This is a genomic window from Rhizobium sp. L43, assembly GCF_002531725.1.
Lineage (GTDB): Bacteria > Pseudomonadota > Alphaproteobacteria > Rhizobiales > Rhizobiaceae > Rhizobium.
Genome location: NZ_NWSQ01000021.1, coordinates 107,493 through 119,291, shown reverse-complemented (window position 1 = coordinate 119,291; position 11,799 = coordinate 107,493). Strand labels below are relative to the sequence as shown.

The 11,799-nt window shown below is 57.1% G+C and carries 10 protein-coding genes and 1 pseudogene; 10 read left to right on the top strand and 1 reads right to left on the bottom strand.

The window, feature by feature from the left end; genetic code table 11:
- Positions 1-2,337, top strand: a pseudogene (locus CO667_RS25345) (RTX toxin); the annotation flags it as partial.
- A 146-nt stretch (positions 2,338-2,483) separates the two neighbouring features.
- On the opposite strand, the gene CO667_RS25340 reads toward CO667_RS25345, so the two are convergent.
- Positions 2,484-3,272 carry a glycosyltransferase family 2 protein gene (locus CO667_RS25340; RefSeq protein ID WP_097621037.1) on the bottom strand — a complete coding sequence of 263 codons (789 nt, stop codon included), beginning with the start codon at positions 3,270-3,272 and terminating at the stop codon, positions 2,484-2,486.
- Positions 3,273-3,525: 253 nt separating this feature from the next.
- Here CO667_RS25340 and rfbA point away from each other — a divergent pair, with 253 nt between their 5' ends.
- Genes rfbA through CO667_RS25295 form a run of 9 tightly spaced genes read left to right on the top strand, consistent with a single transcriptional unit; the run spans position 3,526 to position 11,731 of the window.
- A complete protein-coding gene (rfbA, locus tag CO667_RS25335; RefSeq protein ID WP_097621036.1) occupies positions 3,526-4,437 on the top strand; it encodes a glucose-1-phosphate thymidylyltransferase RfbA in 912 nt (303 codons plus the stop codon).
- 24 nt (positions 4,438-4,461) lie between these two features.
- Entirely contained in the window at positions 4,462-4,836 is a 375-nt protein-coding gene (locus CO667_RS25330; protein ID WP_097621035.1) for an FdtA/QdtA family cupin domain-containing protein, read from the top strand.
- Between the two features lies 1 nt (position 4,837).
- The gene (locus tag CO667_RS25325; protein ID WP_097621034.1) at positions 4,838-5,944 is read left to right on the top strand and encodes a DegT/DnrJ/EryC1/StrS family aminotransferase; all 1,107 of its coding nucleotides are present in this window, start codon (positions 4,838-4,840) and stop codon (positions 5,942-5,944) included.
- The gene (locus CO667_RS25320; protein WP_097621033.1) at positions 5,941-6,819 is read left to right on the top strand and encodes an ABC transporter permease; all 879 of its coding nucleotides are present in this window, start codon (positions 5,941-5,943) and stop codon (positions 6,817-6,819) included. The genes CO667_RS25325 and CO667_RS25320 overlap by 4 nt, the downstream gene beginning before the upstream one ends.
- Complete coding sequence (locus CO667_RS25315) at positions 6,819-8,138, top strand: ABC transporter ATP-binding protein (RefSeq protein WP_097621032.1); 1,320 nt, start codon at positions 6,819-6,821, stop codon at positions 8,136-8,138. The genes CO667_RS25320 and CO667_RS25315 overlap by 1 nt, the downstream gene beginning before the upstream one ends.
- The gene (locus tag CO667_RS25310; protein WP_097621031.1) at positions 8,135-9,115 is read left to right on the top strand and encodes an NAD-dependent 4,6-dehydratase LegB; all 981 of its coding nucleotides are present in this window, start codon (positions 8,135-8,137) and stop codon (positions 9,113-9,115) included. The genes CO667_RS25315 and CO667_RS25310 overlap by 4 nt, the downstream gene beginning before the upstream one ends.
- Positions 9,108-9,821 (top strand): nucleotidyltransferase family protein, encoded by a 714-nt coding sequence (locus CO667_RS25305; RefSeq protein WP_097621030.1) that lies wholly within the window; start codon positions 9,108-9,110, stop codon positions 9,819-9,821. Before CO667_RS25310 ends, CO667_RS25305 begins: the two co-directional genes overlap by 8 nt.
- Positions 9,814-10,659, top strand: coding sequence for an NAD(P)-dependent oxidoreductase (locus CO667_RS25300; protein WP_097621029.1), 846 nt, complete (start codon positions 9,814-9,816; stop codon positions 10,657-10,659). Before CO667_RS25305 ends, CO667_RS25300 begins: the two co-directional genes overlap by 8 nt.
- 1 nt (position 10,660) lies before the next feature.
- Positions 10,661-11,731 (top strand): radical SAM protein, encoded by a 1,071-nt coding sequence (locus tag CO667_RS25295; RefSeq protein ID WP_097621028.1) that lies wholly within the window; start codon positions 10,661-10,663, stop codon positions 11,729-11,731.
- The last annotated feature ends 68 nt before the right edge of the window (positions 11,732-11,799 follow it).

Here is an 11,799-nt window from a genome sequence, read left to right as displayed (position 1 = left end):
GCAGGCGCTGATAGCTTGATCGGCGGTGCGGGCAGCGACACCTACATCGTCGACGATGCCGGCGACAGCGTCACCGAGAACCCCGATGAGGGGATAGACACAGTTCGCACGAACCTTGCGAGCTATACGCTTGCCGCCAACGTCGAGAACCTGAGTTTTGCCGGCACAGGAGCTTTCGCTGGTACGGGCAACAGTCTCGACAACGTGATCACCGGGGGCGTTGCCATCGATACGCTGTCAGGCGGCGACGGCAATGACACGCTGAATGGCGGGGCAGGTGCCGATAGCTTGATCGGCGGTACGGGCGACGACATCTACATCGTCGACAATGCCACCGACAGCGTCACCGAGGACGTCGATGCGGGAAGCGACACGGTTCGCACGACCCTGGCAAGCTATACGCTTGCCGCCAATGTCGAAAATCTCACCTATAGCGGCACGGCAGCCTTTGCCGGCACGGGCAATGACCTTGCCAATACGATCAGCGGCGCGGCAGGTGCTGACATCCTGGACGGAAAGGCCGGAGCAGACATACTGATCGGCGGAGCCGGCAACGACACCTATATTGTCGATGATCTGGCCGACGTGGTCACCGAAGGGCTGAATGCAGGCACCGATCTGATCAGGACGGTGCTTTCTTCCTATGCCTTGACCAATATTGCCAATGTCGAAAACCTGACCTTCACCGGCACCGGCGATTTTAGCGGGACTGGAAACAGCCTTGCCAACGCGATCACCGGCGGCGCCGGCAACGATCTTCTAGACGGCGGTGCCGGCAATGACACGCTGCGCGGCGGGGCTGGCAACGACGTCTATATCGTCGACAGCGCGAGCGACGTCGTCACCGAGGCGGTCAGCGACGGCACCGACGAAATCCGCACGGGACTTGCAGCCTACTCGATCGCCGCATTGGTCAATGTCGAGAACCTGACCTACACGGGATCCGCCAGCTTCACCGGCACCGGCAATGCGCTCGCCAACACGATCACCGGCGGCGCCGGCAATGACACGCTGAATGGCGGGGCAGGTGCGGACACCTTGATCGGGGGTGCGGGCAGCGACATCTACATCATCGACAATGCCGGCGACGTTGTCGCCGAGAACGCCGATGCGGGGATCGACACGGTTCGCACGAACCTGGCGAGCTATACGCTTGGCAGCGATGTCGAGAACCTCACCTACATCGGCACGGCAGCCTTTGTCGGAACAGGCAATGATCTCGACAACACGATGACGGGTGGCGCTGCCATCGATACGCTTTCCGGCGGTGTCGGCAACGACACGCTGAATGGTGGGGCAGGGGCCGATCGTTTGATCGGCGGGGCGGGTGGCGACACCTATATTGTCGACAATGCCGGCGACCTCGTCACCGAGGCCGCCAATGAGGGGATCGACACGGTTCGGACGAATCTGAATGCCTACACATTGGCTGCCAATGTCGAGAACCTCACCTACATCGGAGCGGCAACCTTCGTTGGAACAGGGAATCTGCTTGACAACGTTATCACAGGTGGTGTTGGCGCTGACAGCCTCGCGGGGGCTGCGGGCAACGACACATTGATCGGGGGGGGTGGCTCCGACAAGATGTCGGGTGGGATGGGCGACGACATTTACGTCGTTGACATTGCGACTGACATCGTGATCGAGAACGCGAACGAGGGGATAGACCTAGTCCACACGGCGCTTTCAGGCTATACGCTCGGCAACAATGTCGAGAACCTGACCTATACGGGATCTGCTAGCTTCACCGGCACCGGCAATGCGCTCGCCAACACGATCACCGGCGGCGCCGGCACTGACACGCTGAATGGCGGGGCAGGCGCTGACACCTTGATCGGCGGAGCGGGCAGCGACACCTACATCGTCGACAATGCCGGTGACATCGTCACCGAAGCCGCTGACGCCGGGATCGACACGGTTCGCACGAACCTCGCCGCCTACACACTGGGGACCAATGTCGAGAACCTCACCTATATCGGAACTGGACCGTTTGCCGGAACAGGGAATGCGCTGAACAACGTTATCGTCGGCGGCAGTGGTTCTAATACGCTGACGGGTGGCGCTGGCAACGATAGCCTCACTGGTGGAGCAGCAGCCGACGTCTTCGTTTTTTTGCTGAACTGGGGCCACGATACGATCACAAACTTCGTGGCAACCGGCGCGGCGCACGACACGATCAGGATCGATCACAGCATTTTCGCCGACTGGGAATCGCTTTTTGCTGCATCCAGTCAGTATGGCAACGATACAGTCGTTACGGCCGATATCGATAACACCATAGTGTTGAAGAATGTAGCCTTGACGAGCCTAGAGTCGGGGGATTTCCTTTTTGCGTGAACCCAATCGGACCTCCTGTTAAACCCCCGGGGAGAGATCGGGCATGCTTCGGTCGAGAGGGTGACGGCGATTGCGGAAGGGTTGCAGGGGAGGGTGGCGGTGCGACCGGCTATTGGCCGGCCTGAAATCGGACTTGATAAATCCTGCTATCGATTTCGTTTCACGAACTGACCGAGGCGGTTCACAAGCTTCGATGCCCAGAACATGAGGGTCGAGACCCTTAAGCCGTGGTCAGCAAGGGCACGCAGCACTTCCTTGTTCTGACGCGATATGTTCTGAATGTTTTTGTTCGTGGCGCCCCCCAAGCGCATCCTCACCAACACCCGGGGGATATAAAGGGTCTTGATGCGCGCGACTTCCAGAAATCGCATCATAAGCTCGACGTCGGCTGCCAGCCGATAACGCAGATCAAACGTCCCGAACCGTTCATAGATGCGACGCCGAACATAGAATGTCGGATGCGGCGGACACCAGCCGCGTCCAAAGGAACCGGGTTCAAACGCACAGGATTTCCAATAACGGACTTTGCGATCGGGATGCTGGTTGGAAACATAGATGAGATCGCCATAGCAGCCGTCATAGGCTTCGTCTTCCAGCGCGGCCGCCACGGTTTCGAGGGAGTCGCTGCTCTCGAAAGTGTCATCCGCATTCAAGAATCCGATGATGTCGCCGCTCGCAAGGCCAATCCCCTTGTTCATGGCTTCATAAATACCGCCGTCCCGTCCCGAAAGTACGCGGCGGTTCTCCGCCGGCGCCGAAGCGATGATGGCGAGCGTAGAATCGCCCGAGCCGCCGTCGATAATGATGTGCTCGAAATTGCGGTAGGTTTGAGTGTCGATAGACCGCAACGTATCGGCAATGGTCCGCTCGGCGTTCCAGCAGACAGTGATAAGGCTTATCCGGGGCGAGCTTGGATCGGCAGTGTCTGCAGCCATTTTGACGAGGTCTTGCTCACATTCTCAGGGACGAAATCTGGTCGACCCGTAGCAGACGGAATGGTGGCGTCGCAATCCAGTACTGCAGATTATTGTCGATCAATGCCGCATGGATGAGCAGCCGGGCTACCTCTCCTCTCGCCAAGTGCATTGCATGCAGATCGATCTATCTGTAGTGAGCAGTGTCAAACAGCGATCGTCATTACGACAGGCGCGTGAATGCGCGCGGATTTACCAGGTTGCAGGAGGTCTCTTGTCTTCGAAGAAAAAGCTGCGCAAGGGCATCTTGCTCGCCGGGGGCTCGGGCACTCGGCTCCATCCGGCAACCCTCGCCATTTCGAAGCAGCTTCTTCCGGTTTTTGACAAGCCGATGATCTATTATCCCCTGTCAACGCTGATGCTTGCGGGAATCCAGGATATCTTGATCATCTCTACGCCGCAGGACACGCCGCGTTTTGAACAGCTGCTCGGTGACGGCGCCCAATGGGGATTGAACTTTCAATATGCCGTGCAGGCCGCGCCAGAAGGAATTCCCCAGGCATTCTCGATAGGCAGGGAATTCATCGGGCGAGAGTCAACCGCGCTCGTGCTTGGAGACAATATCTTTTACGGCAACCTTTTGACACATGATCTATCCGCGGCTTCCGAAAGATCGGACGAAGCGACGATCTTCGCCTACAAGGTCCACGATCCCGAACGGTATGGGGTGGTGGAGTTTGACAGTGAGGGCAAAGTCCTCAGCCTGGAGGAAAAGCCAACCAAGCCCCGTTCTTCTTATGCGGTGACTGGTCTGTATTTCTACGATAATGACGTGATTGACATTGCTGCCGGTTTGAAACCTTCGCCGCGCGGTGAAACCGAAATCACCGATATCAATCGGCACTATTTATCGGCCGGCAGGCTGAATGTTGCCGTCCTGGGGAGAGGGCATGCCTGGCTCGATACGGGCACGCACGATTCTCTCCTGGAAGCCAGCCAGTTCATTGCCACCATCGAGCGGCGCCAGGGGCTGAAGATCGCTTGCCCCGAAGAAATCGCCTTTCATTTGGGATACATAGATGCCGAGCAATTGCTAAGGCTGGCAGCTCCACTTGAAAAGAGTTCTTACGGTCGATATCTCATCAGCTTGGTGAGGGAGCCGGCTCCGCATTTCCCAACCGGCTGAATCGGCAAAACTGGAAAGCCAATCTTGTCTGCTTTTACCTTGCTTACGTTAAAGACGATGTCCGACGCACGAGGCGCGCTGACCGTCATGGACGGAATACTGCCATTTCCGGTCGTCCGGAGCTTCTGGATCTATGATGCCGACGGACATAAACGCGGCGGCCATCGTCATCACAAAACTCGACAGGCATTGGTGGCGCTTTCGGGCGCCGTGGTGGTGTCGATGGACGACGGTGAGACCCGGGAAGAGATTACTCTGTCGTCACCGGACCAGTGCCTGCTGGTGGAACCGAAGGACTGGCATGACATGACCTTTGGCCCGGGTTCGATCCTGCTCGTTTTCGCCTCTCACGAATATGATAAGGGCGACTATATTCACACCCCCTATGAGCGGCTCTGAGATGATTGAGTATGAAAGTCTTGCACAGGCCAATCGCGCGCTGATGGAAGAGTTGGAGGCGGTCGCTTCCCGCGTCATTCGGTCCGGGTGGTATGTGCTTGGGAGTGAGGTCTCCTCATTCGAAGCCGAATTTGCCGAATTTGCGCAAAGCAAACATTGCATCAGCGTCGCTAACGGCCTGGATGCGCTGATCCTGTCGATCGAAGCGCTCGACCTGCCAAAAGGCAGTGAGATTATGGTGGCCTCCAATACCTATATAGCCACGATCCTGGCAATCCTTCGCACAGGCCACACGCCCGTTCTGGTGGAGCCTGAACGCGAAACCTTCAATATAGATCCGGAGCGCCTTCCTGCCGCGCTCACACGCAACACGCAGGCAATTTGTGTGACGCATCTTTTCGGCAAAGCCTGCCGGATGACGGAGATCGCCGCGTTTGCGAGCGCGCATGGTCTGCAGGTGATCGAGGATTGCGCGCAGTCCCATGGCGCGCGTTATCACGGCAAGCTGACCGGCACCTTTGGGATCGCCGGCTGCTTCAGCTTCTATCCGACCAAGAATCTTGGGGCTCTGGGAGATGCGGGCGCGATTGTCACGGACGATGACGAGTTTGCCGATCGCCTTAGACACATGCGCAACTACGGCTCAAAGAAGAAATATGAGAACGTCTATATCGGTGTGAATTCCAGGCTTGATGAGATCCAGGCGGCATTCCTGCGGGTCAAACTGCGTCACCTCGATCAAGTGACGGAGCATAAGCGGGCACTGGCCGATATTTATTTTGCCAATCTGCCCAAATGGCTTGCGCAGCCGCTTCGTCGACCTGCCGAGTATGACGTGTTTCATATCTTCGGGATCCGTCACCCGGCCCGTGACGAATTGCGTCAGTGGCTGCTCGAAAATGGGGTCAAGACCGAGATACATTATCCCATCGCGCCGCATAGGCAGAAGGCGATGCAAGGCATTCTTTCCGGCGATTATCCCATTGCCGATGAGCTGCACGCCACCGAGCTGAGCCTGCCGATTTCGGCTGGGCATAGCAAGGATGAGATCGAGCGGGTCTGCAGCCTTCTGGCGGCGCTCCCGGAAAAGCTGAAGTTAGCGGCATGACAGAGCACCTGAAAGGATCGGCCTCGGTGCGTAAGGATGACGATTGGGATATCGTCATCAAGCCTTCGAAGGGCAATACGCCGAATCTCGGCCTGGTTTGGCAATATCGCGATCTCGTCTGGATGTTCTTCAAGCGGGATTTCACGACATTCTACAAACAGACCATTCTCGGGCCTGTCTGGTACATCATCCAGCCGTCGCTGACGGCCATGACCTATTATGTCGTCTTCGGGAAAATCGCCAATCTTTCCACGGATGGCCTTCCGCCCTTCCTGTTTTACATGTCGGGCACGATCATCTGGAGCTACTTTTCTGTCTGTTTGACCAACAACTCTGACGTCTTCTCGAAGAATGCCAATCTGTTCGGAAAGGTCTACTTTCCCAGACTTGTGGTGCCGCTATCCGTTGCGATGAGCGGCCTGGTCGCCTTTGCGATCCAGTTCCTGCTCTTGCTGACGGTTTCCATCGGGATGAAAATTGCCAATCCCGACCTGGCCCTGAGCTATTGGTTCCTGTTTCTGACGCCGCTGGTGCTGCTCTACATTGCGGTACTCGGCATTGGGGCTGGGCTTGTCGTTACCGCTCTGACGGTCCGTTTCCGGGATCTCGTCTACGCCGTCGGGTTCATGTCGCAACTATGGATGTATGGCACGCCGATCGTATATCCATTCAGCCAGATCCCGGAACGATATCATTGGTTCTATTACATCAATCCAATGACGACGCCGGTTGAAACCTTCCGCTGGGCGTTGTTCGACGCTCCCGCCTTGCCTGTCGGTCTTTATCTCGCCAATCTGGCGGTGACTGTCGCGATCACCTTATGCGGGCTGGCACTTTTTTCGCGAGCCGAAGCCAACGCGATGGATACCGTCTGATGAACGATATCGTTATTCGAGCGGAGCACGTCAGCAAGCTATATCGTCTTGGCGTGATTAATCACGGCACCCTCTATCGCGACCTTCAGAGCTGGTGGGCGAGGTGGCGCAACCTTCCGGATCCGAACGTTTCCGTATCCGACTTTACGTCCTACCGCGGCAAGCCATCACGGCTGAAGGGAGACATCTTCCATGCTCTGGACGATGTCTCTTTCGAGGTCGGGCACGGCGAGATCGTCGGAATTATCGGCAGGAACGGGGCGGGAAAATCCACGCTGCTGAAGGTGATGTCGCGGATCACCATGCCCAATTCGGGCTTCATAGGGATACGAGGCAGAATTGCGAGCCTGCTTGAGGTCGGCACCGGATTTCACCCTGAACTCACCGGTCGGGAGAACGTCTATCTCAATGGCGCCATCCTCGGCATGAGTCGTTCAGAGGTCAGATCGAAATTCGATGAAATCGTCGAGTTTGCGGAGATCGGCGAATTTATCGATACGCCGGTGAAGCGCTATTCGTCGGGCATGTATGTGCGTCTGGCCTTCTCCGTCGCGGCGCATCTCGAGCCGGAAATTCTCCTGGTCGATGAGGTATTGGCCGTCGGCGACGTCAACTTCCAGAACAAATGCATGGGGCGCATGCAGGAAGTCACGAAGGCCGGTCGAACGATTATCTTCGTCAGCCACAATATGACGGCGATCAGCAGCATCTGCCCGAAATCGATTCTGATGGCCGATGGAAAAGTCGCTGCGATGGGCGATACCGCGGATGTGATCAAGGCCTATCTCGATCGCCCAGAATTCGGGGGCGCGGCTGTCTACTCGGTCAATCCCGAGGACGTCGACGGAAAGGCAGTGATATGCCGTGTCGCGGTATTGAACGAGAAGGACGAGGTTTCTGGAACAGTGGAACTGTCGAAGGGCTTCTCCGTCGAGGTCGAATACGAATTGAGGGAGCCGCTTTCCGGCCTCTCGGTCGGGATGCAGATCAAGATGGAGGACGGCTACACCACGCTCGTCAGCCTTTCCGATCCCGAACTCGACGTCGGGCGCCTGGATACACGGCCAGCCGGCTATTACAAAGCCCGCGTCAGATTTCCCGGATATCTCCTCAACACCGGTACCTTTTACGTGCGGCTGGGCATATCGAGCCGGTTTTCGATATATTCGGTAGCCGAGGGTATCCGCTTCGACGTGGAGGACAATGTCGGAATTATCCAGATGCTGGGTCAGCAACGGAAGCCGTCGATTTCGGCGATCCAACTGCCTTGGGAGGTTGAGAAGGTCTTCCTGCGTGATTCTGAGGGTGTTTTGAAATGAAGAAAGCGCTTGTCACCGGAGCAGACGGGTTCATCGGCTCTCATCTTGTCGAGACGCTGGTTAGATCAGGCGTCGAAGTTCGCGCGCTCTGCCAGTACAATTCGTTTTCCAGCTGGGGTTGGCTGGACCAATCGGAATATCGCGGCCAGTTCGAAGTAATCCTCGGAGACGTCCGCGATCCCGCGCAGATGCGCGCCGTCGCGAAAGGCGTCGATACGATCTTCCATCTCGCCGCTCTGATTGCGATTCCCTATTCCTATCAGGCACCCTCAAGCTACATCGATACGAATGTGCATGGGACGCTGAACATCCTTCAAGGGGCTCTCGACGCTGGTGTCGGAAGGGTGATCCAGACCTCGACGAGCGAAGTCTACGGCACGGCGCGTTTCGTGCCGATCAGCGAAAGCCATCCCCTGCAGGCACAGTCGCCCTATTCTGCTTCAAAAATCGGCGCCGATGCGATCGCCTACAGCTATCATTCGAGCTTTGATCTGCCGGTGACGATTGCCCGGCCGTTCAACACCTTCGGGCCGAGACAATCGGCAAGGGCGGTTATTCCGACCGTAATCTCCCAGCTTCTGAGCGGACGGACGACCCTGAAGCTTGGTGCACTCTCCCCCACGCGGGATTTCAATTTCGTGCAGGATACGTGCGACGGCTTTCTGGCGCTTGCGGCCTGTGACCAAGCCGTCGGCCAGACCGTCAATATCGGCTCCGGCGGCGAGATATCGATCGGCGATACCGTTCAGCTCATCGCCGACATTATTGGTGTCGGCGTCGAGATCGAATGCGACGAACAGCGTTTGCGTCCGGCAAACAGCGAAGTGGAACGTTTGTGCTGCGACAACAGCCTGATCAAATCTCTGACGGGGTTTTCGCCGCGTTACAGCCTGGAAGATGGTCTGAAGGCAACGATCGAATGGCTGCGCCAGCCGCAGAATCTGGCGCGGTATAAGGCGGATATTTTCAATGTCTAGGCGCGCAGTCATTCTGGCGGGGGGGATGGGAACGCGGTTGCGGCCCTATACCGTCGTCCTTCCGAAACCTCTGATGCCGATCGGCGACTATCCTATTCTCGAGGTTATCATTCGGCAGCTGATCTCAGGCGGGTTTGAGCACATAACGCTTGCCGTCAACCATCAGGCCGAATTGATCAAGGCGTTTTTCCAGGATGGCGACAAGTGGGGCGTCCGCATCGACTATTCGCTCGAGGACGAGCCCCTTGGCACGATGGGGCCGCTACGGTTGATCAAGGATCTGCCTGAGAATTTTCTGGTGATGAACGGAGACATCCTAACGGACCTCAACTATGCCGATTTTCATGACGGTCATGTCCGCGACGGCAATATATTCACGATCTCGTCCAAAACACGTCAGCATCGCATAGACTACGGCGTCCTCGATACCAACGAGGCAGGACGCCTGACCGGCTTCCGGGAGAAGCCGACGGCCGAGTATAAAGTCAGCATGGGCGTCTACATGGTGTCTTCGAGCGCCGTCGAGCACATACCGCAACGCGGCGCTTACGGTTTTGACCAGCTGATGCTCGATCTCCTGGCGGCCGGCAAGCCGGCCACGGTTCGCGATTTTCCCGGCTATTGGCTCGATATCGGACGCCCCGACGATTATGCATTGGCGATCGAACAGTTCGAAACCATGCAATCCAGGTTCTTGAATGGTTGATGCCATCGTCACCGGTGCTGGCGGCTTTCTCGGGAAGCGTCTGGTCGAGCGGCTTGAACAGGCCGGCGTTGATGTGCTTGCGCTTGACCGAACACATGGCGACATCGGCGAAGAGCGCCTTTGGCAGGAGCTTCCGGCGGCGCGCACGCTGTTTCATCTTGCCGGCAGGACATTCGTTCCGGATAGCTGGACACAAGGCCCGAGCTTCACCGCCGCCAATGTTGTCGGTACGCAGCATGCTTTGAACTGGTGCAAGCGACACAAGGCCAAACTCGTGTTCGCAAGCGCCTATGTTTATGGGGTGCCGGAACGGCTGCCGATCCACGAAAGCGATCCGGTCAAGCCGAACAACCCGTACGCGCTTTCCAAACACCTTGCCGAACAGCTCTGTGAGTTCGCTGCCACATATGAGCAAATACCGGTGGTGGTATTGCGCCTTTTCAATATATATGGGGTTGGGCAGCGCCTGGAATTTTTGATACCGACGCTTCTGGACCAGATACGAACGAAGCAGGAAATACAGGTCATGGACCTCAGTCCGCGGCGGGACTATGTCTTCGTTGACGATGTCCTGAGCGCCTTCGTCAAAGCGATGGACGTGTCGGACGGCTACCATTGCATCAATATCGGCTCCGGGACGTCGTATTCGGTGCAGGAAATTATCGATATCTTGCAGAAAGCAGCCGGCACTGATCTACCTGTAGTGTCGTCTTGTGCTGTTCGACGGAATGAAATACCTGACGTGCGGGCGGATATTACGCGGGCTCGCGCCGTTCTTGGATGGTGGCCGGAGTGGGATCTGCCGGCCGGCATCGGCGTGATGATGAAGGAGTCGTAAATTGAACGAGCGTTACGTTCCGATCAATAAGGGCAACTACTCGATGGACACGGACGAGCGCGAAGCCGCGTTCGACAGATTCCGTGGCGAGGGGTGGGAAGCCGAATACGCGGATTACCGTCGCAAGTGGTCGGAATATGCCTTGAACCAGCATGTTTCGGACTACCCGCTGCTGGTCGATCTCGAGCTGGCGTCGATCTGCAATCTGCGTTGCCCGATGTGCTATACGATCAGCGACGAGTTCAAGAAGAGCGTCAACACGACCCGGATGGACTGGGACCTCTATTGCCGCATCATCGATGAGATCGGTGGCAAGGTTCCTGCGATCCGTCTGTCGCTGCGCGGCGAGGCGACGCTGCACAAGCGCTTCGCCGACTGTGTGCGCTATGCCAAGGACCACGGGATCAAGGAAGTCTCGACCCTTACGCATGGCTTCAAGCTCAACAGGGACTATTTTGCGCAGCTCGTCGATGCCGGCATCGACTGGATCACCGTTTCGATCGACGGCACCGGTGAAACCTATGAGAAGATCCGCAAGCCGATCAAGTTCCAGGCCCTGCTCGACAAGATCAAGGACATAAAGAAGTACAAGGACGAGCGCGGTCTCCATCGTCCTGTCATCAAGGTGCAGGGCATTTGGCCGGCGATCCGGGAAAATCCTGATCTCTATTACGACACTTTCGCGCCTTACGTCGATCTCGTGGCCTTCAATCCGCTGATCGATTATCTCGGCAACGATTCGGACATCGCCTATCTCGACAATTTCACCTGCCCGCAGCAGTACCAGCGCTTGGTGATTGGTGCCGACGGGTTGGTCATGAAGTGCTCGAACGACGAGGAAAACCGCGAGGTTATCGGCGATGCGAACACCGAAACCGTGCACCAGATATGGCACGGGGAAAAAATGAACGCCGTCCGTGCTTTGCACAAGGAACCGCAGGGCTTCCTGAAGAGCGAGGTCTGCCGCAGGTGCTACCTGCCGAGGGAGACCAATGACGAAACCGCACAGATTTGTGGCAGACAGGTTATTGTCCGGAACTACGTCGATCGGAACCAGGAAATCGGGCGATAGTCGACTGCAATACGCGCGTTATGGGCACCCTTGCCAGCTCAACATTTGTTGGGCCTGGGCATCCTACC

What these genes read in the sequence shown, in the direction of transcription:
- CO667_RS25300 (WP_097621029.1), top strand. Translation starts at nt 9,814, where the DNA reads ATGGTTGATGCCATCGTCACCGGTGCTGGCGGCTTTCTCGGGAAGCGT.
- CO667_RS25340 (WP_097621037.1), bottom strand. Translation starts at nt 3,272, where the DNA reads ATGGCTGCAGACACTGCCGATCCAAGCTCGCCCCGGATAAGCCTTATC.
- CO667_RS25315 (WP_097621032.1), top strand. Translation starts at nt 6,819, where the DNA reads ATGAACGATATCGTTATTCGAGCGGAGCACGTCAGCAAGCTATATCGT.
- CO667_RS25325 (WP_097621034.1), top strand. Translation starts at nt 4,838, where the DNA reads ATGATTGAGTATGAAAGTCTTGCACAGGCCAATCGCGCGCTGATGGAA.
- CO667_RS25320 (WP_097621033.1), top strand. Translation starts at nt 5,941, where the DNA reads ATGACAGAGCACCTGAAAGGATCGGCCTCGGTGCGTAAGGATGACGAT.
- CO667_RS25310 (WP_097621031.1), top strand. Translation starts at nt 8,135, where the DNA reads ATGAAGAAAGCGCTTGTCACCGGAGCAGACGGGTTCATCGGCTCTCAT.
- CO667_RS25305 (WP_097621030.1), top strand. Translation starts at nt 9,108, where the DNA reads ATGTCTAGGCGCGCAGTCATTCTGGCGGGGGGGATGGGAACGCGGTTG.